The sequence below is a fragment of the Oceanobacillus zhaokaii genome (assembly GCF_003352005.1).
GTDB classification, from domain to species: domain Bacteria; phylum Bacillota; class Bacilli; order Bacillales; family Amphibacillaceae; genus Oceanobacillus; species Oceanobacillus zhaokaii.
The window spans coordinates 336449-360211 of sequence record NZ_CP024848.1; the positions used below are offsets into that span (position 1 = coordinate 336449).

General features: G+C 38.3%; 19 protein-coding genes. 11 read left to right on the forward strand and 8 right to left on the reverse strand.

Going from position 1 to position 23763, the window contains the following annotated elements; translation table 11 throughout:
• Nucleotides 1–78 precede the first annotated feature (78 nt).
• From CUC15_RS01795 to pulA, 3 genes are all read right to left on the reverse strand, one after another.
• Entirely contained in the window at nucleotides 79–846 is a 768-nt protein-coding gene (locus CUC15_RS01795; RefSeq protein WP_341457185.1) for an MsnO8 family LLM class oxidoreductase, read from the reverse strand.
• Nucleotides 821–1072, reverse strand: coding sequence for an LLM class oxidoreductase (locus CUC15_RS20705; RefSeq protein ID WP_341457186.1), 252 nt, complete (start codon nucleotides 1070–1072; stop codon nucleotides 821–823). The genes CUC15_RS01795 and CUC15_RS20705 overlap by 26 nt, the downstream gene beginning before the upstream one ends.
• A 222-nt stretch (nucleotides 1073–1294) precedes the next feature.
• A complete protein-coding gene (gene pulA, locus CUC15_RS01800) occupies nucleotides 1295–3469 on the reverse strand; it encodes a type I pullulanase (protein WP_242985925.1) in 2175 nt (724 codons plus the stop codon).
• Nucleotides 3470–3763: 294 nt separating this feature from the next.
• Between pulA and glgB the strand changes: the two genes are divergently transcribed.
• From glgB to brnQ, 6 genes are all read left to right on the forward strand, one after another.
• On the forward strand, nucleotides 3764–5689 hold the full coding sequence (glgB, locus tag CUC15_RS01805) for a 1,4-alpha-glucan branching protein GlgB (protein ID WP_205317642.1): 1926 nt from the start codon (nucleotides 3764–3766) through the stop codon (nucleotides 5687–5689).
• A gap of 116 nt (nucleotides 5690–5805) precedes the next feature.
• The gene (locus CUC15_RS01810; RefSeq protein ID WP_278309189.1) at nucleotides 5806–6960 is read left to right on the forward strand and encodes a glucose-1-phosphate adenylyltransferase; all 1155 of its coding nucleotides are present in this window, start codon (nucleotides 5806–5808) and stop codon (nucleotides 6958–6960) included.
• Nucleotides 6960–8066, forward strand: coding sequence for a glucose-1-phosphate adenylyltransferase subunit GlgD (gene glgD / locus CUC15_RS01815; protein WP_114915086.1), 1107 nt, complete (start codon nucleotides 6960–6962; stop codon nucleotides 8064–8066). Before CUC15_RS01810 ends, glgD begins: the two co-directional genes overlap by 1 nt.
• 32 nt (nucleotides 8067–8098) lie before the next feature.
• Entirely contained in the window at nucleotides 8099–9529 is a 1431-nt protein-coding gene (gene glgA, locus CUC15_RS01820) for a glycogen synthase GlgA (protein ID WP_114915087.1), read from the forward strand.
• A 15-nt stretch (nucleotides 9530–9544) separates the two neighbouring features.
• Entirely contained in the window at nucleotides 9545–11974 is a 2430-nt protein-coding gene (locus CUC15_RS01825; protein WP_278309190.1) for a glycogen/starch/alpha-glucan phosphorylase, read from the forward strand.
• Between the two features lie 376 nt (nucleotides 11975–12350).
• Entirely contained in the window at nucleotides 12351–13712 is a 1362-nt protein-coding gene (gene brnQ, locus CUC15_RS01830; protein ID WP_114915089.1) for a branched-chain amino acid transport system II carrier protein, read from the forward strand.
• An 82-nt stretch (nucleotides 13713–13794) separates the two neighbouring features.
• Here the strand turns inward: brnQ and CUC15_RS01835 are convergent, their stop codons facing one another.
• The 4 genes from CUC15_RS01835 to CUC15_RS01850 form a co-directional block, all read right to left on the reverse strand.
• Nucleotides 13795–14451, reverse strand: coding sequence for a GntR family transcriptional regulator (locus tag CUC15_RS01835; protein WP_114915090.1), 657 nt, complete (start codon nucleotides 14449–14451; stop codon nucleotides 13795–13797).
• A 614-nt stretch (nucleotides 14452–15065) separates the two neighbouring features.
• Complete coding sequence (locus CUC15_RS01840; protein WP_114915091.1) at nucleotides 15066–15620, reverse strand: 5' nucleotidase, NT5C type; 555 nt, start codon at nucleotides 15618–15620, stop codon at nucleotides 15066–15068.
• Entirely contained in the window at nucleotides 15617–16720 is a 1104-nt protein-coding gene (gene ribD, locus CUC15_RS01845) for a bifunctional diaminohydroxyphosphoribosylaminopyrimidine deaminase/5-amino-6-(5-phosphoribosylamino)uracil reductase RibD (RefSeq protein ID WP_114915092.1), read from the reverse strand. Before ribD ends, CUC15_RS01840 begins: the two co-directional genes overlap by 4 nt.
• A complete protein-coding gene (locus CUC15_RS01850; RefSeq protein ID WP_114915093.1) occupies nucleotides 16713–17468 on the reverse strand; it encodes a GTP cyclohydrolase II in 756 nt (251 codons plus the stop codon). The genes ribD and CUC15_RS01850 overlap by 8 nt, the downstream gene beginning before the upstream one ends.
• A 244-nt stretch (nucleotides 17469–17712) precedes the next feature.
• On the opposite strand from CUC15_RS01850, the gene CUC15_RS01855 reads away from it, so the two are divergent.
• Nucleotides 17713–18273: a DoxX family protein gene (locus CUC15_RS01855; RefSeq protein WP_114915094.1), complete on the forward strand. Its 561-nt coding sequence runs from the start codon at nucleotides 17713–17715 to the stop codon at nucleotides 18271–18273.
• A 231-nt stretch (nucleotides 18274–18504) separates the two neighbouring features.
• Complete coding sequence (locus CUC15_RS01860; RefSeq protein WP_114915095.1) at nucleotides 18505–19230, forward strand: EcsC family protein; 726 nt, start codon at nucleotides 18505–18507, stop codon at nucleotides 19228–19230.
• A 388-nt stretch (nucleotides 19231–19618) separates the two neighbouring features.
• Here CUC15_RS01860 and CUC15_RS01865 read toward each other — a convergent pair whose 3' ends face one another.
• Entirely contained in the window at nucleotides 19619–20209 is a 591-nt protein-coding gene (locus tag CUC15_RS01865; RefSeq protein WP_114915096.1) for a TetR/AcrR family transcriptional regulator, read from the reverse strand.
• Nucleotides 20210–20354: 145 nt separating this feature from the next.
• On the opposite strand from CUC15_RS01865, the gene CUC15_RS01870 reads away from it, so the two are divergent.
• The 3 genes from CUC15_RS01870 (at nucleotide 20355) to CUC15_RS01880 (ending at nucleotide 23685) form a co-directional block, all read left to right on the forward strand.
• The gene (locus CUC15_RS01870; RefSeq protein WP_114915097.1) at nucleotides 20355–21269 is read left to right on the forward strand and encodes an ABC transporter ATP-binding protein; all 915 of its coding nucleotides are present in this window, start codon (nucleotides 20355–20357) and stop codon (nucleotides 21267–21269) included.
• The gene (locus CUC15_RS01875) at nucleotides 21269–22870 is read left to right on the forward strand and encodes an ABC transporter permease (protein ID WP_114915098.1); all 1602 of its coding nucleotides are present in this window, start codon (nucleotides 21269–21271) and stop codon (nucleotides 22868–22870) included. Before CUC15_RS01870 ends, CUC15_RS01875 begins: the two co-directional genes overlap by 1 nt.
• Before the next feature lie 131 nt (nucleotides 22871–23001).
• Entirely contained in the window at nucleotides 23002–23685 is a 684-nt protein-coding gene (locus CUC15_RS01880; RefSeq protein ID WP_114915099.1) for an RluA family pseudouridine synthase, read from the forward strand.
• The last annotated feature ends 78 nt before the right edge of the window (nucleotides 23686–23763 follow it).

Below are 23763 nucleotides of genomic sequence, written 5' to 3' on the forward strand. Positions count from 1 at the left end.
TGTTTGAGAGGAATATCTTTAAAGAATAATGGAGTATACCACTAGTAATTTATGTGCCGATATCCAGTATTATTCTAGTTATGCATATTGCTTAATAATCTCCGCAAGCATACGAATACCTGCCATTCGCTTTTCGATACCAGGGAAGTTTGGGATAATTGTTACCTCATCCGCATGATACATCTCTGCTAGTCGAATGATTTCTTCTCTTACCTGTTTAGGGTTGCCGATGATTGCCCTTTTGCGAATCTGATGTATCTTTTGCTTTTCAAAAGGTGTAAAAGAATGGTGGTTCGCAGTATCGATGGAAGGGAAGTAGCGAGGGTTCTTTGCTGTTTCAAGTGATACCATCCACAAATCAAAGGCCCTTGCTAATTGTTCAGCTTCCGATGCAGTTTCTGCAACTATAACGAAAACAGCAATCGATACAAAAGGGTTGCTATGAAATATGGAAGGTTGAAAGTGCTCCCGATACCTCTCGACGCTTCCTCTGCCATCTGGTTTGATGAAATGTGCAAATGTAAAAGCAGTTCCATTGAAAGCAGCGATATTTGTACTTTCGCCACCACCACCAAGCATCCAAACCTCCGGCATTGTTTCGCTAATCGGTGTAGCAGTTAATGTAGGAAAACGGTGATTCTCTGACCTTTCACCCGCTATGTATCTTACAATATCTTTTACTTGTTGTTTGTAGGTTAATCTTTCGCTCTTTTCTTCATTCAGCACACGGTTAATCATCCTTCCACCGCTGCTATTGCCGATTCCGAGGTCAATCCGATTTGGGTGGAGTGCCTCAAGTGTAAGGAAATTTTCCGCTACCTTATACGGGCTGTAATGAGGGAGCATCACGCCACCTGAGCCAATACGTATTCTTTGCTGACGCCAAATACATTATAATCATTTCTGGAGAACTGCTTGCAATCGAGAATGCTTGATGTTGTTCCGGTACCCAATGACGATGGTACCCAAGTTCGTCTGCTAGCTTCGCAAGTTCTGTAGTTTGTAATAATGCATCCCTTGCACTGAATCCTTCGTCAATTAATACATAATCAAGTATATTTAATGGAACCATAATTCACCTTCTTTCAATTTAAACTATATTAATTTTCCTATAGTGAGACTAATATGGCAATAAAATGGATTTGCGGAAAGGCGGGTGAACTGTAATCCTACTGATAATCCTGAACTCCTATGGATAATCTACACTCATATCAATCAAACAAAAAAGGAATTTCTACCAAAATAGTAGAAATCCCTTTTTCATTCTATAAGTGATAGAAAAACTAAAAAATGCTTACTCGACACGGGTTCCTCCTATATTCACATAGAAATCCGGACTCTCACTCGCCAGGACTTTTCTCGATTTCTGTAAAACGACTAATTCAAGTGGATCAATAAACGTATATTCCCCAATTATGGTTCTTTCATCCCACCGTTTTTGAGGGGAATTAGTAATGTTGACTTTCCAGTTTCCAGGTGAAGGCAATTGCAGTGGCTGCTGCTCCTTCGTCGGATTTACATAGATTGAGAAATCTTCCAAATCACCAAGTAACGTGAATCCGAAAACAGGATTCGGTGTTTCCAGAATATGGAGTCTCCTGTTTATTTCATCCTTGGATGTCATTCGAAAAACATTATATTTCTTCCTCAAGGCAATCAATGATTTGACGAATTCAACAGATTCATTTTCCAAGGCTCTCTTTTGCCAATCCAGTTGGTTAATCGCGTCACCAGAAATATAACTATTTTCTTCCCCAAATTTACTCCTGAACCATTCCTGGCCTGCATGAATAAATGGCACACCTTGACTTAATAATGTGATTCCAGTTGCCAGCTGCTGCATTTTCTTCCGATCCATTTCACTTGTGTCTTTATTCGTTAATTCCAGTCGGTCCCATAATGTATGATTATCATGACACTCGACATAATTAACCGTTTGTGTCACTTCAGATACGAAGGTAGACCCGAACAGGTTATAAGCAGACCCGGAAACAAGTCCTGGCAATCGCTCAAGAAAGCGTCCATTGCCGTTAACGTATCCTGTATCACCCGCATGGAATAAGTTGCCTTTTAAAGAATCCCGGAAGAAATCGTTGAAAAAACGTGTGCTTTTTAATTGAGCAGAATTTCTGCTCGTCGCTTTCTTTTCTGTTGCCAGTGCGGTTGAAAGCTCCCAGCCTTCACCTAACAGCATAATAGGCACAGGTTCTTCTTTACAGTGTTCCTCGATTTGGCGCATTGTTTCAATATCAATTGCACCCATTAAATCGAAGCGGAACCCATCAACATGGTACTCTTTCAGCCAGAAGTCAATTGTATCCAAAATAAACGCACGTGCCATTCCACGCTCAGATGCAATATCGTTCCCAACCCCTGTTCCATTACTTAAATGTCCATTTTCGTGATATCGGAAATAATACCCGGGAACAAGTTTTTCAAATGGAGACTCTTCCATAATATAGACATGATTTAAAACAACATCGAGAATGACAGAAATACCCTCACGGTGAAAGGCACCAATCATCTCCTTACATTCATTAATCCTTGCAAAAGGATTTTCCGGAACGACAGAGTAACTTCCCTCGGGGACTTGGAAGTAGAGCGGATCATATCCCCAATTATAATTTTGTGTTGGATTAAGCTCATCGACACGTGCATAATCGTTGATTGGCAATAATTGAACATGGGTGCAGCCTAGCTCCTTAATATAAGAAAGGGCTGTAGAGTAGCCATTTTTTGTCGTTGTTCCTATTTCAGCTAGACCTAAAAACTTTCCATTATTTATTACATTACTATCAGGATGAATTGTTGCATCACGGACATGTAACTCATAAATAATCGCATCTTGCAGGCTAGTTGGTTTTGGTCTAAATTGATTGTTCTCATCTACTTGCTTCAATTTGGAAAAGTCAACGACGATTCCTTTTTCACTATTTGGTAACATTGCTTTCGCGTATGGATCGTTAACAAGTATCGTCTTTCCGTTTATGTTGACCTCATACTCATAGGTTGCCCCATGCCAGTTTCCAGAAACGGTTGCATTCCATACACCGCGATTCTGACGTTGTAGTTCATAACATTGCTCATCTAATCGCACCTTTACATGAATAGCAGTAGGAGCCCAGACGGCGAAGGTTGTCGCTGATTCCTTGCAATGTGCACCAAGGATTGCATCAACTGCTGAATAATTATTATCAAACCATTTTGTGCGTACGATTGCACCAGCAAAGATAGGAATATGTTGCTCTCCCCACTGAAGGATGAGCGTCTCACCAATCGGAAGGTCCTCGTAAAACTGGATTATGATCGTTGTATCGTCTCTTTGATTTTCAATATAGGTTTGAAAATACTTCTCCTTATTTTCCCAATAAATAATTGGCTCCATATGAAGATTTGGTACTGAAAATCGGTCTTTAAAGATGACGGTCAGTCTTCGGACATCATCAATCCAAGCGATTGTGGTATTCACGGAAGCAACTCCTTTATCAAACTTACCATTTTAGTATATGTTTCCTATTCCAGAAAAGGAATAAAATTTATGTATGCATTAGCAGAGGATAACCAGTTTAGGCGGTTTGTAAACATAAGTTAATAGTTAACGAGTAGATTCGATAAAAAACGACAACAACACTTGATATTATAAGTTTTATGTCGAACGAATTTTCCGACAAGTGGGTTGAAGTAGCAAATAATTCAAACTATAATTAAAAATAATTATAATATTGGAATTCTGCATCGTTTTAATAAGTGCAGCTAGGTTCATATGAGGGGGAGCATATTGTACTTCAACATTTCAGAGCAAGACATCTATCTATTTCATCAAGGCACAAATTATCGTAGTCACAAAATATTGGGTTGCCACCAAATTGAATGGGAAGGTATTCAAGGTCATCGGTTTGCGGTTTGGGCACCGAATGCGGATAGTGTTCGTGTTGTAGGAGATTTTAATCATTGGGATGGAAATAGTCATGTCCTAAGGAGAGTTACGAATGAGGGGCTATGGGTTGGTTTTTTTGAAGATATCCCAGTAGGTTCCGCTTATAAATATAAATTAACTTCTTCTAATGAACAGCTCCCTTTAAAGGCAGATCCTTATGCTATTCAATCGGAGCTGCGACCAGCAACAGCGTCACTTACAACTGCTAATTCAACCTATGATTGGCATGATGAAGAATGGCAAGAAAGCAGAAAAGTGTACAATCCACATCAATCGCCAATCACCATTTATGAAGTACATTTAGGTTCATGGAAGAAGAAAGAATCGGGTGAATACTATACATATCAGGAGCTTGCGGATGAGTTACTCCCATACGTGAAATCACTGGGATTTACTCATATTGAACTGCTTCCATTATCTGAGCACCCATTTGACTTATCGTGGGGCTATCAGACAACCGGTTATTTTTCCGTTACATCAAGGTATGGAACTCCTGATGAATTTAAATATTTTGTTGATATGTGCCACAGGCATGATATCGGAGTCATTATGGACTGGGTTCCGGGGCATTTTTGTAAAGACGATTTTGCATTAAGGAGATTTGATGGGCGGCCCTTGTACGAATATGCCGATCCGAAAAAATCAGAGAAAAAAGCTTGGGGAACATTAACCTTTGACTTTGGTCGTCCTGAAGTACAAAGCTTCTTAATATCCAACGCACTTTTCTGGCTTGAGGAATACCATATTGATGGCATCAGGGTTGATGCTGTCGCAAGTATGCTGCATCTTAACTTTGACAGACCAGATGGCGAGGAGAAAATCTATAACTCATTTGGTGGGGAAGAGAATCTTGAAGCATACGCATTTATTCGCAAACTAAATGAAGTGGTTTTTTCTTACAAGCCAAGTACGTTAATGATGGCTGAAGATAGTTCTGATCTTCCTCTTGTAACTGCCCCGACCTATTCTGGTGGTCTCGGTTTTAATTTTAAGTGGAATATGGGTTGGATGAATGACATGCTGAAATACATGAAGAAAGAACCCGTACACCGTAAGTGGCATCACAATCTGCTTACATTCTCTTTTATGTATACTCACTCAGAAAATTTCTTATTACCATTATCACATGATGAGGTCGTTCATGGTAAAAAATCCCTATTGGATAAAATGCCTGGTGATCAGTGGCAGCAGTTTGCCAATCTAAGATTGCTGTATGGGTATATGATGGCGCACCCAGGTAAGAAGCTTTTATTTATGGGGGGTGAGCTTGGCCAATATGCAGAATGGAAGGATAAAGAACAATTAGACTGGCATTTATTAAACTATCCATTACATCACGGGATCTATACGTATGTAAAAGCCTTAAATCGTTTCTATCAGAAGCATCCGCAATTATTCGAGTATGATCATAATCCTCGAGGCTTTGAATGGGTTGACCCACATAATATTGATCAAAGTATTGTTGCCTTTAGAAGAAAGGGTAAGCAATCAGATGATGATCTAGTTATTATATGTAATTTTACACCTGTAACATATTATGATTATAAAGTTGGAGTTCCAGTTCCAGGGAAATATCGGGAAATTTTTAACTCAGATCAATCTGAATATGGTGGTTCAGGGGTGACTAGTGAAGTAGAACATTTTAGCTTTCCAGAAAAATGGCATGGATTGCCACAGCACATCAAGATTAAAGTTCCGCCTTTGGCTATTTCTGTTTTTCATCAAGCTAAAGTGGAGGATCCACCCACTTAATGTTAGTTAATGAATTAGTCATTTATGTGAGATGGTCTTAATCATATATGTTTTGTTAAAGCTCATTATCTCTCGTGCTATGCGGGATAAATCAATTTTTGAAGGAGGACATAGATTTGGAAGAGATTATCGGGATGTTGTTAGCTGGAGGAGAAGGAAAACGATTAGGTGCATTAACGAATAATATTGCAAAGCCAGCTGTACCATTTGGTGGAAAATATCGGATTATCGATTTTACATTGAGCAATTGTACAAATTCTAACATTCAAACGCTAGGAGTATTAACACAATATTCACCTCTTGAACTGAATCGGCATATTGGTAACGGAAAACCTTGGGATATGAACCGTGGGACTGGTGGCGTGTCCGTACTTTCACCGTATACCGCTAAGAACGGTGGGGACTGGTACTCTGGAACCGCTGATGCAATCTATCAAAATATCCATTTCATAAATCAACATAATCCCGAGTATGTCCTTGTTATTTCTGGTGATCATATTTATCAAATGGATTACCAACGACTGCTGGAACAGCATAAAGCGAATAATGCAGATGCAACAATATCTGTAATCGAAGTTCCTTGGGAGGAAGCATCACGATTTGGCATTCTGAATACGACGGAAAGTTTGCGAATCTATGAATTTGATGAAAAACCATTAAATCCAAAAAGTAATCTAGCTTCAATGGGAATCTATATCTTTACTTGGGAAACATTGAAAGCATATTTAATAAAAGATGCACAGAAGAAGTCATCCAGCCATGATTTTGGAAAGGATATTATTCCTGCAATGTTAGATAATGACCTGCGTCTTTACGCTTATCAATTCGATGGCTATTGGAAAGATGTCGGAACAATTCAAAGCTACTGGGAAGCAAATATGGACTTGTTGGATGAGGATTGGGGACAAGCATTAAACAATAAAAACTGGAAAATATATACCAATGACTCTAACTTCCCACCGCAATTTATCGGTGAAGGTGCAGTAGTTCATCATTCGCTCGTTAATTCTGGATGCTTTGTCTATGGAACGATTGAAAGCTCGGTGCTATTTAAGAATGTAGTAGTGGAACGCGGCTGTGTAATTAATCAATCGATCTTGCATCAAGGAGTGAAAATAGGGAAAAATACCACGCTAGAACGTGTCATTGTTATGGAAAATACAGAAATACCTGAAGGAACAAGTATTCGAATTAGTGAAAAAGAAGAGCCGCTTGTAATCAATCAAGAAATTTTATCAGGGATGTTGACACTATCTGGGGAGGAAATTTAATGGACACAATGATGGGTTTAATAAACTTGGAGCATGAACACCATATTTTTAATGAATTAACTTATTTCCGCAATGGTTCCTCCATCCCTTTTGGCGGGAGATATCGCATGATTGATTTTGCACTTTCAAATATGGTAAATTCTGGTGTGCAGGAGGTTGCAATTTTTGCCCGTTCAAAATTTCGCTCCTTGCTTGACCATCTTGGAACAGGTGAAAATTGGAGTTTAGATCGGAGAAATGGCGGATTATATATCCTGCCTCCTGACTGGAATGACCCAACGGATATGTCTAGAGGGGACTTGCAATTCTTTCATAATAATCGTGATTATTTTCGCCGGGGTAAATCATCTTATGTATTAATTAGTGGAAGTCAGTTTATTTCTAATACCGATTATCATGATGCTTTCAAGTTTCATCTCGATCGAAAAGCAGATGTGACACTGATTTCAACGAAAATCGAAGAGCTGCAACCGGAGCATAATTCGTATTTTCGAATTGAATCAGACGATATTGGTTGGGTGAAAAATATTACGAATGACCGGAAGAACCCGACACTCTTTACAGGAGTTTATATTATAAATAAAGAATTATTAATGGAGATAGTGGATGATTGTATTGCGTATAACAATAATCACTTTTTTGTTCATGGGATTAAAGAACGTCTCGCAGATTTGAAAGTTCAAACATATCGGCATCGGGGATACAGTGCATTTGTTAACACGATTGAAAGCTATTATCGCCAAAATATGAAACTATTAGCAGAGGAAAACTATCGAGAACTATTTTATCAGCCAACCTTCATAAGAACAAAAATATCAACAAGTCCACCAGTGAAATATCGTAAAGATTCGGTTGTGAAAAATTCAATTCTGGCGAATGGATGTACGATTGCTGGGGAGGTAGAAGATAGTATTTTATTTAGGGGAGTTTCTGTGAAAAAGGGGACAACGATTAAGAATTCTATCATTATGCAGCGCTGTACAATTGATGAAGGGGTATATTTGGAAAATGTGATTTTGGATAAGGATGTTCATGTAACAGAAGGACAGCGGATTATCGGCTCGAAAGATAAGCCATATGTTGTTGCGAAAAGACAAACGGTTTAATCGTTATACCGAAGAAAGGGGAGATATTATAAATGGAAAACGTATTATTTGTTGCATCAGAATGTGTGCCTTTTATTAAAACGGGGGGACTTGCAGATGTCGTTGGTTCTCTGCCACAGGCATTGAAGCAGAATGAACAAATAGAAACACGTGTCATTTTACCACTTTATGACGAAATAGCGGACGAATGGAGAAGCAAAATGGAATATCTCACCTCCTTCGATGTCAAACTTGGGTGGCGTAATCAAGAAGTGAGCATATTTACATTAACCCATGATCAAATCATCTATTACTTTATCGCCAATGACTATTATTTCACGAGGAAGGGTATCTATGGATATTATGATGATGGAGAACGGTTTGTATTCTTTGGTCAAGCGGTTATTGAAGCGTTGGCACACCTTGATTTTAAACCAGATATTCTTCATGCACATGATTGGCAGGCTGGTATTGCTGTAGCACTTGCCAATATTCTTAAGCCAATTGATGGAATGAAAACTGTTTTCACGATCCATAATATTAAATATCAAGGCTTAATGCCAATTGATACTTTTCCCGATTTTTTTGAACTAGAACGAGAGCATATCGGCGGTATGGAATGGGACGGAATGTTGAACTGTTTGAAAAGTGCATTGTTTCATGCTGATAAAATTACAACTGTAAGTCCGACATACGCAGAAGAGATTAAGAACCCATATTATGGGGAAGGCTTAGATCCAATGCTAATTGAAAGGGAACAGGATTTAGTAGGTATTCTAAATGGAATTGACACAAGGGAATATAATCCATTGACAGATCCAAATCTTAGTGTAAATTATCGCTCTGCCCGAGCGAAGAAAATCGAGAATCGTATTATTCTCCAAAAGAAGCTCGGACTTCCTATTGAAGGGAATATGCCATTATACATTATTATAACAAGACTAGTAGAACAAAAGGGTCTGCATCTCGTGCAGACTATATTAGAGGAATTCATTCAAGAGGATGTTCAATTTATTATACTAGGTACCGGTGAGCCGGAATTTGAACATTATTTCTCTGATCTTGCAAATCGCTATCCTAATAAAGTATCCGCACTTATTACCTTTAATGAAGGACTAGCAAGGCAATTATATGCGAGTGCAGACTTCTTTGTGATGCCGTCTAAATTCGAACCATGCGGGTTAGCACAGCTTATCGCCTTACAATATAAAACCGTGCCAATCGTTCGGGAAACCGGTGGACTTAAGGATACTGTTATTCCATATAACGAACTAACTGGTGAAGGAAATGGTTTTAGTTTTGCAAACTATAATGCACATGAACTGTTACGAGTTCTACGTTATTCCTTAGCAATATATCATTATCAAACTGAATGGCAGCAATTGCTCCGAAATGTGAATAAGAGCCAGTTTAGCTGGAAGGATTCCGCTCATGATTATAGCAATCTGTACGAACAATTAGTCCCAACACCAATCTATCGATAGGGAGAGATGATTTCTTTGTTACAGTTAACGGCAAGTGATCTGAAGGAACAAATAATAAACAAGCTAATGATCGATAGAGGAATCGAAGTGTCAGAGGCTACCGGTAAAGATGTTTATTACGCCCTTACGTCTGTTGTCAATGAGAAAATAAGACCACAATGGTTTCAAACAGATAAGAAATATAAGAATGAAAATAATAAACAAGTATATTATTTATCGATGGAATTCTTAATTGGCAGGTTACTGGAGAGTAATCTACTGAATTGTGGGATGCTGGAAATTGCCAATGAGGTGTTGGAGGAGCTAGGGTTCAATCCGACGGACATTTATGCTGAAGAGCATGATGCCGGTTTAGGAAATGGTGGTTTGGGCCGCTTGGCAGCCTGCTTTCTAGATTCACTTGCATCGTTAAACTATCCTGGTCATGGCTACGGAATCCGCTATCGCTATGGCTTATTTGAACAGCGTATTATCCATGGTAACCAGGTCGAATTACCAGATTATTGGTTGAAGGATCCCTATCCATGGGAAACAAGAAATGAGGAAGAAGCGGTTGTTATTCAGTTTCATGGTGATGTACATATGTTTAAACGGAATGATGGTACATTAGAATTTAAATACGAGAATACAGATAAAGTGATGGCAGTTCCCTATGATATTCCTATTCTCGGCTATGAGAATGGGGTAGTAAATACGCTTCGTTTATGGAGTGCGGAAGCTGTCTTTCAGGATAATGAAAAGTCATTTGGAGAGAATAACGAATTTTATCGTGACCTAGATCATCAGCATTCGATTGAGCAAATCTCTGGGTTTCTTTATCCAGATGATTCCAGTCATGAGGGAAGGGAATTACGGCTAAAGCAGCAATATTTCCTCGTCTCCTCAAGTATCCAGAATATCATTAAGTACTATAAAAAGACGAACAGAAAATCATTAAGTCATCTACCTGAAAAGGTAGTAGTACAAATAAATGATACCCATCCAAGTCTTGCAATTCCAGAGATGATGCGGATTTTGATGGATGAGGAGCGATTTAGTTGGGATGCAGCATGGAAAGTTACGACAAATGTATTTGCCTATACAAACCATACGACACTGAGTGAGGCGTTAGAGACTTGGCCCAAAGACATGATTCAAAACCTATTGCCTCGTATTTACATGATTATTAATGAAATTAATGAACGGTTCTGTAAAGATATTTGGCTCCATCATGAAGAATTACAGCAAAAGGTCCATGAGATGGCCATTATTGCGGATGATCGAGTACATATGGCTAGACTTGCAATTGTTGGCAGCTTTAGCGTAAATGGGGTTGCGCGTATTCATACAGAGATACTAAAGAAGCAAGAAATGAAGACCTTCTATTCACTTTTTCCTGAGCGATTCAATAATAAGACCAATGGAATTACCCATCGTCGCTGGCTGCTCCAAGCGAACCCTGAGCTAGCTAAATTGATTACAGATGTAATTGGACCACAATGGGTCAAACGCCCAAAACAGTTAATAAGCTTATTAAAATACTCAAATGATAGGTCGTTACTCGAGAAATTCGATCAGGTGAAGCATGAGAATAAGAATACACTTGCAAATTATATTTATCACCAGACAGGAATATTAATTGACAATCAGTCTATTTTTGATGTACAAATAAAACGACTGCATGAGTACAAACGCCAGCTTCTCAATATATTCCATGTTATTTATTTATATAACGAGCTGAAGGAGAATCCAAATCAGGATTTAACTCCAAGAACGTTTATATTTGGTGCAAAGGCTGCACCGAGCTATCATATGGCAAAGGAAGTAATTAAACTCATTAATACCGTTGCTTCCATTGTAAATTATGACAAGGATATTCAAGGGAAACTAAAAGTTATTTTTCTAGAAAATTATAATGTTAGTCTTGCAGAGAAGATTATTCCAGCAGCAGATATTAGTGAACAAATCTCAACTGCTAGTAAAGAGGCTTCTGGTACCGGGAATATGAAGATGATGATGAATGGTGCATTGACCCTTGGTACACTTGATGGAGCAAACATTGAAATTAATGACCTAGTCGGAAATCAAAACATGTTTATCTTTGGATTAACATCGGAACAAGTGTTACATTATTATCAAAATGGTGGATATAACGCTCAAGATATTTATAACACGGATGACCGGATTAGAAGAATATTGGATCAATTAAATCAAGGCGAATTCGGCATCCATGATATTGAATTTAAGGATATTTACTATAATATCCTCTATCATAATGATCCGTACTTTGTACTGAAAGACTTTGAACCTTATTTGGAAGCACATGAGCTTGCAGAACGTGCATATCGCGACCGGTCCACCTGGCTCAATATGAGTGTTACTAACATTGCTTATTCCGGCAAATTCTCGAGTGACCAGACGATTCAGGAATATGCTACAGATATTTGGAAGATTAAGCGTGGATAAGTGATTATAAACAATCTGTATGATGATAATGGAAAAGAATATGTGAAGACCATACCTATCTGTAAAAAGTGGGAATGGTCTTTTTTTGATAGCAATATATTTCTTTTTCAAATCTAAAACGATGCTTGTACTTTTCTATCATCTAAAGTATGGTTTATATTGGAAAATACAATAGTCTAGAACCTTTGACTTCATGAGTATAGTCAGCTGCTTTGGATATTTTCTCGAAGATTGTCGGAAAAACATTTGTAATATATTGCATTATACTGAAAAAGATAGTATGATAACAAATATTACACTTAATCAGATGGAATTATCTGAATAAAATAACAATTGGAATACGTCATAGAACGATACCAACTAGGGGGAACATAAAATGAAGGACAAGCAGATATCAGTTGGTGCATATTTAGCAATTGGATTTATGCTATTTGCATTATTTTTCGGAGCAGGAAATTTAATCTTCCCTGCACAGTTGGGGCAATATGCTGGGACCAATCTTTTACCAGCAATAATCGGATTTCTGATTACTGGAGTAGGACTTCCATTACTTGGAATCTTGGCAATGGGCTTTTCAGGCAGTAATAATTTACAAGACCTTGCAAGTAGAGTTCATCCAATTTATGGAATACTCTTTACATCATTGCTTTACTTAACGATTGGATCATTCTTTGCAACACCGCGTACCGGGACAGTTGCGTATGATATAGGTATTTCATCCTTTGTTGGTGAGGGTTTTCAAGTTGAAGCATTAATGATATTTAGTTTCCTCTTCTTTTTGGTTACGGCTTTATTTTCAATGTATCCAGCGAAGATAGTGGATAATGTTGGGAAAATATTAGCACCTGCACTTGTAGTATTACTTGTTTTTCTTTTGATTACAGCTTTGGTTAAACCAATGGGGGCAATCCAGCCACCAGGAGAAGGATATGTAAGTGGTGCATTTGCAAAAGGGTTTCTTGAAGGATATAACACGATGGATGCAATTGCATCACTAGTATTTGGTATTATTGTCATCAATATTGTAAAATCAATGGGAGTTACATCTAGATCAGGTATACTACGTGCAACTTCGAAGTCAGGCATTATTGCAATTTCATTATTAGCACTTATTTATGTAGGAATCGGATATTTAGGAGCGACAAGCACAAGTGTATTAGGTTTCTTTGACAATGGTGGACCAGTTCTTAGCGGCGCGGCAGACTATTACTTTGGATCTATTGGTTTGATACTGCTGGCAATTGTGATCATCCTTGCTTGTTTGACAACTGCTATTGGATTAATCACTGCAAATGCAGAATACTTCCACACATTACTGCCTAAAGTTAGCTATAAAGCTTTTGTAATTTTCTTTTCTGCGTTTTCATTTGTTATTGCAAACTTTGGATTAACAAATATTATTACCTATTCACTTCCTATGCTAATGTTCTTGTATCCTCTAGCGATTGTGCTGATGATACTAACGTTCGTTTCACCATTGTTCCAGCATAAGCGCTTTGTCTATGTTGCAACAACAATTGTCACATTTTTCGTAAGTATCATCGATGGGTTGAAGCAGTTATGTTTATCTCTTAAAATAGACTACTTTAACTGGCTAAGCCCTATTATTGATTTTTATGAAACATACCTGCCGTTGTATAAACAGGGACTTGGATGGTTACTGCCGGCACTTATTGTAATTGCCATCACAGGTATTATCGCTCGTATACAGCATTCAACTGCAACACAAGAAGCATAAGTACAAAAAATCCGGAACCCATACTAGGGATCCGGTTTTTTTATGTAAGATATAATATATTAGTGGTTTTCCTTAAATATCACTAATTGCCGTTTTCAAAAGCCCCGATGGTTCGTAGCCAATTTTCCTTCATGATTGATGAAATATTAACCTTGTCACCTTGCTTTAAGAGTGAAATTATCGTTTCATGGTCATCAATTGATTGTTCGGTTAGTGTAATGGAATTATGATAAAACAATCGTCTAACATGAGCCTGGAGTGATTCGATAACTTTAGTAATATATGGATTATTAGCTGCAGAAACAATAATATGATGAAAATCCTCGTCTAGTTTTAAGGCAGCATAAAAATTTTTCGAGCGGATTGCGCTCGCAAATCGATCATTCGTACTTTCAAGCAATTTGATAGTCTCACTGGTTATATTGGGGATTGCTAATTCCGCTGAAAGTGCTTGCAAGGCAGCTAGAGGGGGCAGGAGATCTTTGATTGCTTCTCTATCTACTTCAGTTACCTGTGTTGCTTTACCTGGATACATTTTTACAAATCCTTGAACTTCCAGGAGCTGTAGTGATTCGCGAATTGGCGTTCTACTCACGCTAAGAGCTTGCGCAAGCTCGGTATCATTTAATTTTTCACCTGGAAGCAGTGTTCCGTCAATAATCCATTGCTGTAACTGTTTAAATGCATTCTCCTTGGCAGATTGCCTAATGGGTTTTGCATGGTTAGTTGGTATAGGCATGGACATCCCCCTTATGATATATCTATAAAAACAGTATACCGTAAAAACGCTTAAATTGGAATATGCAATATATCGCTAAGAAGTAAACTTATGAGAGCAATTGCTCTCTGGCCGGTCGCTCCTAAAATACACTTCGCGCACTTTAGGGGGGCTGGTGAGCCTTCTTGTGCTTTCCCACTTCGAAGTCTCACCTAGGCCCTTCCTCCTGCAGGACAAGGAAGGTTTCGGCAGCATTACATCGCATGAAGAAAATTGAACTTTATTTTCGAGGAGTCTTCGTGTATTTTCTCCGCTGGGGTGTTGCGAATTATTATTTACGATTTATAGCTCTCACTATATTAGATAAGATGGTATTACCTTTCAAATGGCCGTTGATTGTAGCGGAGGCCAGGAGACTCCTGCGGGAATAGCAACGACAGAAGATTCATCGGTAGTGATTTTCTTTCAATGGGACAGGCCGCGGCACCGACGGACAACAACTGTCCGCAACGAGAAATCAACATTGCAGTAGTTCGCAGTTTACAACTCTTCATTACCTAGAAAGAAGAGAAAATCACTTAGAAAATGGTAATAGAAAAAAACGCAGACAAGATAGTTTGATACTATCTCATCTGCTAAAATAGACGATCAGTCCAATTGATGATTCGTGGGAATTCATCGAGATGGCGATTATAGGATTGATCTTTTAAGTATAATTTTGTCTTATTATCTTTAAGTGTATGAAGTATTGTTGGCTTATCATCCACATAATAGTCAAGCTGCAATTTACGGATGATATGAACCTTTTCATGATCCTGCATTCCGTAGAAGAAGCGATCATGATGAACTGGAAATCCTCGTTCTGTTAACCACTGTTTGGTTCGCTCACCATGTTCCTTTGGGCGAGCTGTAACATAGTATATTTCATCACCGCGTTCTTCTAGGCGCTGTAATGTTTCTAGTGCACCAGGGAAAATTGGGCAGTCGGTATAATAAATTTCTTCGAGAGAAAGGTTCCACATCGACTTACCCTGTTCATCAGTTAAACCAAATGGCTCGTGGATTTCGACTCTTTCAATCGCATGAAAAACATCGATTGCGAGATTATTATTTAATTTTTTTTTGTAGATATGGAAGGCATGTTCTCTTAGGTTGATTAATGTGTCGTCAATATCGAAGCCGAATCTCATTTCATGTCATCCTTGTAAATTGGATAGCCTGTGAATTTAAAGTCCGGTCCGATTGGTGAAATAGTAATATCGGTTAGTTCTACTGCATCCTTCATCTTATCAATTCCAGTCCCTTCAAGGAAAGAGGGGGCTTCACTTCCGCCAATAAGCTTCGGTGCTACATAGAGAACGACTTTATCAATTAATTTATTTTCTAAAAAGGCAGCATTGATATTCCCACCGCCTTCAATAAGAACCGAGGAGACGCCTTTTTCACCTAACGCGGTTGTCACATCTGTTGGGTTAACTGAATCAATCCCAGTCGTTACAAAGATGGAGATGCCTAATGTCTCCAGCTTGCTTCGTTTTTCTTGATCATGATTTTGGCTAGTAAATATCCAAGTTTCTGCTTGATTATCGGTAACTAATTGAGAGTCTAATGGAATTCTCAATTTAGAATCCATGACAATACGAATTGGATTCCTGCCATTGGGAATTCGAGCAGTTAGCGCGGGATCATCCTTTAATACTGTATTTATCCCTACTAATATTGCCCTGTTTTCACTTCGAAGCTGATGGACATCGAGCCTTGCTTGTTCAGATGTAATCCATTTGCTGTTAAAGGAATGGGAAGCAACCTTTCCATCCAGTGTAATCCCTGATTTTAATGTAATGAATGGCTTCTGATGGATAATATATTTATTAAATACTTCGTTCATTTTGATGGAATCTTCTTCTTTTATTCCGACAACAACTTCAATACCAGCGTCTTCAAGTATTTTTACACCATTCCCAGCAACAATTGGGTTTGGGTCTAGGGTAGCGATGACGACTTTTTTGATTCCTGCCTCAACAATCGCAGTTGCACATGGACCTGTCCTTCCATGGTGGGAGCACGGTTCCAGTGTGACATATATTGTGCCACCCTTTGACTTTTCACCGGCCATCCGCAATGCGTTAATTTCAGCATGGGCTTCACCAGCCTTCATGTGAGCGCCAACACCGACAATAAAATTATCATTAACAATAACAGATCCTACTAATGGATTCGGATCTGTCTGTCCCTTCATTGCTTGCGCATTTTTAAGTGCTAAATCCATATAGAATTCATGGTTACTCATTTGAGCAATTCCCTTCAGCCTCTAGGTGACCAGATTTGATAATCTTTGTTTGCAAATACTTTTCATTGTATTCGGAAATGTCGCCCCATAATGGTACTCTGCCTGCAACAAACATGCCCGAATTCACTAATGCTTCTAGCTTATTGGGATTGTTCGTTATCAAAGTTACAGGCTTTGTGCGCAGGCTTTTTAACACTTGGATTGCATCTTCATAATTTCTGGAGTCATTGACAAAGCCAAGACTTTCATTTGCTTCGACTGTATCATAGCCATTCTCTTGTAAAACATATGCCATTGCTTTTGAGAATAAGCCAATCCCTCTTCCTTCATGATTTGCTAGGTAAAACAAAGCACCTGTCCCATGTTCTGTGATTTTCTTCATCGATTGTTTCAGTTGGAAACCACAATCACAACGTTTGCTGCCAAATATATCGCCTGTATGACAAATCGAATGCATTCGGATCAATGCTTCTGAATTATTTTCAAAGTCACCATAAACAAGCACACTTGATTGCTGATACTCAGCGAGATTAGAAGACGATAGCTTTTCGATGATTTTCTCATAGTCCTCTGTTACCTCATCATAATTTAACCAGCAATACCATTTAAATTCAACAGTCTCACCATATAAATTAACGGGGAGCTTAATTGGCCCCACCAAGTAAATTGCACGATCATTCGATTTTATTAATTGTATTTTATCCTTTAGAACGGAATAGACTTTAGATTCAAGCTTCATTTTTTCCATGGTATTAACTCCTCTCATATCTTCATTAGTATAGTTAAAAAAGTACCTTTCATCAATATATTAATCTCGAATAATAATTGTATTTTTTTTATTAATTGATTACCTATAATTATGCTGATTTCACGTTTTAGTGTAGGTAATCATTGCAATATTAATACAGTGTAATCTTCGTTAAAAAATGTTTTGATAAATAATATTTTTGGATATCATATCAAGGAAGGGGAAAACTTGGAGAGGTGATGAAATGGTTGAAGTAAGAAAGGGAACAAGAGGAAAAGAAATAATTGTTGAAGAAAATCCATTGTCGAAATGGTTATTTTCTAATACAAACTCAGCATGGATATGGCTGTTATTACGACTGTACCTTGGCTATACGTGGGTAACTGCTGGATTTGGGAAAATCACGAATGATGCCTGGGTAGGAGAAAATGCTGGTACTGCACTTGAAGGATTTATGCTCGGTGTATTAGCTAGTGCTTCTGATGGTGAAGTCGCAGGATGGTATGCCACGTTCCTTGAAAGTGTTGTTATTCCAAACGCAGTTGTATTTTCTTATATGGTTGCATGGGGAGAATTATTGATTGGTCTCGGATTAATCGTTGGTTTATTAACTGGTATTGCTGCTTTCTTTGGTGCACTGATGAATATGTCTTTTTTACTTGCAGGAACTGTTAGTTCAAACCCGGTTATGTTAATCATTGCGATGTTCTTAGTTTTAGCGTGGAAAGTTGCAGGTTGGTATGGAATTGACCGCTGGGCACTCCCGATTTTAGGAACACCTTGGAAAGTTAAGAATAAGGAATAATTGATAAATATCATTAAGAAAATTTGTATATCCCGTTTATGCTGATTCTGGCATAGACGGGATATATTTTTTATTCGTAGTACATATAAACTGTGAACTAACTTATGATAATTTTTACTTTCTGGCCAGTCGCTCCGAAAATATCTATGAATAGCGATTATAATAAAAAGAACTTTTTGCGCTTATAATTCGTATAAACAAATAACACGTGAAAAAAAGGGTGAGTTGATTATGAGGGACTATGAGATAAAAGCATATAATGAAGTACAGGCCTGGCGTGTAAAAGTAATGAAGAAGCCAAGTCTGATCAAAGGCTTTTCAAAGAAGGCACAGAATAAGGTAAACAGCTGGATACCAGAAAAGGCACATAAGATAATTACAGAGGCCATTAAAAATATGGTAAAAGCCACGCTTGCAGGCTCTAATATTACAACTAAGAAACCAACTAAATTGGGAATGAGTCTTTATGAAATGGATGAGGCTTTTAAGGAAAAGCATACGAAATATAGAAAAACAGCAGTTATCGAAGGTGCTGGAACTGGTGCAGGAGGAATTTTTCTTGGTCTTGCAGATTTTCCATTATTATTATCGATAAAAATGAAATTTTTATTTGAAGCAGCAGTAATTTACGGCTTCGATCCAAAGAAATACGAAGAACGCTTATTTCTCTTGCATATTTTTTTGCTTGCATTCTCAAGTGATGCAAAACGGAAAGAAACATTATTTATCCTTGAAAATTGGGAGGAACAGAAAGAGAAGCTACTCGATATGGACTGGCAAGTATTTCAACAAGAATATCGCGATTATATCGATTTAGTGAAGATGTTTCAATTGATTCCGGGAATCGGCGCAGTTGTTGGTGCATACGCGAACTACAATTTGATGGACCAGTTAGCGGAAACAGCTACGAATGTATATCGCATGCGAATTTTAGAAAGGAAGGCTATAGACGGTTAAAAAATCAGCCATTAGGCCGATTTTTACCGAAAGAATAGAAAAGTATAAAAAATTTCCTCTTATAACCCTAGTGAAAAGGGAGACCACGTCCAGCCCCAGCGCCCGTGCTCCTAGCGAGACTTCCCTCACCTCATGACACGATAAAGAAGACTTGTCGATTGGTTACACATGAGGCGTAGTCGCACTTATACACTTGTGGTGAAAGTCAACATCGATTCTGGTTTTAAGGAATGCCGACTAAAAGCAGACCTCGCCAACGTCGGCATACCCCTAAAGTGCAGGGGCATGTTTTCTTTATCCCCTACGAAGGAATGTTCGACCCGTCGAACCACCCCAAACTGCGTGGCGCAGTCCGTACAAAGCTCGAACTAGCTTTAAGCTTTTGTTCTTAGTCTTCCTTTTTTCCTGAAATTCCGTAAAAGAAAATTTTGGTTAGGTCTTCAGAGAAAGGTAACACCATTTGAACAACATTCTCCTGCCCTAAATATTCCTGAAACATTTGTAAATAAAATAATATCGCCTCATTGGATAATGTAGGGTCGATATATCCTTGATTTTTTCCATCGTTTACAAAGTCAATTAATAATGGCAATCCTTCTTTTAGATAAACCTCTTCTACATAGCTTTGTCCGGTTGCATAGTCTTCAAGCAGGTCTTGAAAAAATACATTATTCATTGACTGGTTGGCCATGTTTTTTTCAAAGGAAATCATTTGTTTTATTTTTTCTTCATAGGGAAGGTCACTTGAGAGTAAGACCTTCATCTCATCCCATATTTGATCAACATAAAGCTTGAAGACTAGGTTGATTAAATTTTCCTTACTATCGAAGTAATTATAAATCGTTACCTGTGATACTTTCGCTTCCTTGGCAATTTCAGCAATTGAAACTTTTTGTACACCATTTTCTATAAATAAGGCAAGGGCTGCCCTTAATATATCCTTTTTCTTCTGTTCTCTGCGTCGCTCAAATCCGTCCATATTGTTCACCTCTATAGTATTTTAAACAAATATATGAAATATAACAATACAAATAGTTCATAAAATGGTTGCAATGGGAATAAATTAAACATATTATGAAATATAAATAGTTAAATATTTCATAATTAAGGAAGGATGATGATAAATGAGTGTTCTAACTGCAAAGAATCTATCAAAGCAATTTGGGAATTTTACGGCATTAGATGGGGTAGACATGGAGCTTCATTCGGGTGAAGTCTATGGGTTTATTGGTCCAAATGGTGCTGGGAAATCGACAACGATACGAATATTGCTTGGAATGTTAAAGGCTACCGCTGGAGAGGCGCAGATTTTTGGTAAGGATGTGTGGAAAGATGCGGTCAACATTCATAAGCGAATTGCCTATGTTCCTGGTGATGTGAATCTTTGGCCAAACTTGACCGGTGGTGAGGTAATCGATCTTTTTATGAAAATGCGCGGAACTACAAATCATGCTAGAAGAGAAGAATTAATTGAGCGGTTTAACTTCGATCCATCGAAGAAAAGCAGAACATATTCTAAAGGAAACAGGCAGAAGGTTGCGCTTATTGCTGCCTTCGCATCGGATGCAGATTTATATATTTTAGATGAACCGACTTCAGGACTGGATCCATTAATGGAAAGAATTTTCCAGGAATGTGTAATGGACGTAAAGGAGCAAGGAAAAACAGTACTTCTATCCAGCCATATTTTATCCGAGGTAGAAAAGTTATGTGACCGTGTAGCAATAATACGTGGAGGGAAAATTATTGAAAAAGGGACATTAGATGAACTGCGCTATCTGACACGCACGAATTTAACGATTCAAACAAAAGAATCGATAACAGAGCTATATGAAATGAAAGGGATTTACAATATTGAGAAGAAAGGAATGGAGGTTTCCTTCCAGTTAGATACAGATGAAATGGATAGCTTAATTCGTTATATTAGTCAGTTTGGAATTGTGAAACTGGAAAGTGCTCCACCGACGCTAGAGGATTTATTTATGCGCCATTATCAAGGCAGGGAGCATACCCCTGCTAGAGTGGAGGGTTTCCGATAATGTATCGACAACTTTTTAAAGGAACAGGTTATCTAACGAAATTAATGATTCGGCAAAATCGGCTCAAGCTGTTTCTTTGGCTAATCGGATTAGTGGCTGTGACATTATCAGTAGCTGCAGCATATCCAGATATTTATCCGAATGAAGAGGCACGAGCAGCTTTCTCTTTAACGATGGCAAATCCTGCGATGATCGCGATGCTTGGTGTAGGGTATGATGATTTTGCAACAATTGGTTCATTATTTGCTCAGGAAATGTTACTTTTTACAGCTATTGCGGTCGCGATAATGAATATTTTACTTGTTGGACGGAGTACAAGAGCAGATGAAGAGGATGGTCGCGTTGAATTAATTCGCTCACTGCCAGTGGGCCGACTCGCATATTTAAATGGAGCGATAATTTTTATTGTATTAACGAATGTTTTACTGGCTGTTCTAATTGCAGCGGGTATCTCGCTGTTAGGTATTGAAGGAATGGATACAGAGGGTGCCTTTTTATATGGCACAATTCTTGGGGCTTCTGGTTTGATTTTTGCTGGAATTACTGCACTATTTGCTCAGCTTGCTGAAACCTCCAGAGGAGCTAGCATGCTTTCCTTCGCAGTTTTGATTGCAGCTTATCTGGCACGTGCAATCGGTGATGTAAGCAGTGAGGCATTATCACTCATTTCGCCTCTTGGATGGACAGTAAGGACGGGAGTATTTGTAGAAAATAATTGGTGGCCAGTATATATAACCGTTGCTATTGCATTTATAATTGGAATCTCCGCATATTACTTAAATTCGATTCGGGATATTGAGTCTGGATTTATCCCGGAAAGAAAAGGGAGCATACATGCTTCTGGTTTTCTGCAAACAACGATTGGCCTTGCATTCCGATTACAACGGACAAATATTATTTCGTGGGCGATTGGATTATTTCTGTTAGGTGCTTCATTTGGTGCTATTCTAGGAGATTTTGAAACATATTTTGCAGACCTTGAGATTATACAGGCCTTTTTATCAGACAATACAGATCAATCAATGACGGAACAGTTTATTGTCTTGCTGATGGCGATTATGGCATTAATCAGTACAGTTCCAGTAGTAATGACAGTATTGAAGTTAAAGAGTGAGGAGAATAAAAATTTAACAGAAAACTACTTTAGTCGTTCTGTATCTCGTACTAGTTTACTAGGAAGTTATATCACATTAAGTATTGTTGTCAGCTTTATTATGCAGGCAGCAGTTGCGCTTGGTCTCTGGTCAGCAGGAGTGTTGGTAATGGATGAGCCACTAGCATTAGGTACTGCACTCGGAGCTGCATTTATTTATTTGCCAGCGATGTGGGCTATGATGGGGCTAGCAGTATTTCTGATTGGAATTTCTCCAAAAGCAACTGGGCTTGCTTGGCTATATATGATTTATGGCTTTATCGTTATTTATCTCGGTGGAATATTAGAGTTCCCCGATTGGATGAATAATCTATCCGCATTTCACCATATTCCACAAGTGCCAGTCGAGGATATGGATTATTTGAGAACTTCCATAATGGTGATGATTTCCGCGATTTTATTGGTACTAGGTAGTCTTAGTTATCGTAGGCGGGATATTCAGGGGTAGATGTGATGGAAGTTCTGCTAGATTTAGCCGCTTAGAATGTCTGTGCAATAGCCTACTAACTCCTTCCAATCTGATTTACTTGCTACTAATTTTAAAGTAGGTACAATGGATGGGAAGGAGTATTGATATAAATGAGAATACCAATCCTATACGAGGATAATCACTTACTCATTGTTGAGAAGCCAGTGAATATCCCAGTACAAGGAGATAATACAGGGGATAGAGATTTATTAACTATTCTAAAAGAGGATTTAAAAGTTCGTTATCAAAAACCTGGAAATGTTTATTTAGGGCTCGTTCACCGTTTGGATCGGCCGGTTGGTGGTGTTATCGTGTTTGCTAAGACATCGAAGGCCGCCTCTAGAATGTCTGACGTGATTCGCAGACAGGCAATGGAACGAAAATATTTTACAGTTGTGCGAGGAAATCCAACAAGAAATCGGGCTGTTCTTGTACATCACTTAATGAAAAATAAACAAAAAAATAAAGTGTATGCTGTATCTCCCAGTCATAAAGGGGCGAAAGAGGCATCACTTGAATATGTGAAAGTTGCTGATAATGAAAGACATAGTTTACTGTCTGTCGAGCTTCATACAGGCAGATCACATCAAATTCGGGTCCAGCTGTCTAGAGAGGGTACACCAATCTACGGTGACCAAAAATATGGTCAAGACGTAAATCTCCCTGGTCAGCAAATTGCTTTATGGGCTTATTCCTTACGTTTCGAGCATCCAGTTAAAAAAGAGATGATAGAGGTAGAATGTCCACCACCAAGCGAATATCCATGGGATTTATTTGATAGGGTTTTGACTTAAACTATTAGAAACTCTCAATCTTCTAAATCTTGTCGAAAGAAAAGGTGAGTCGTTAGAACTCACCTTTTCTTTCGGTTA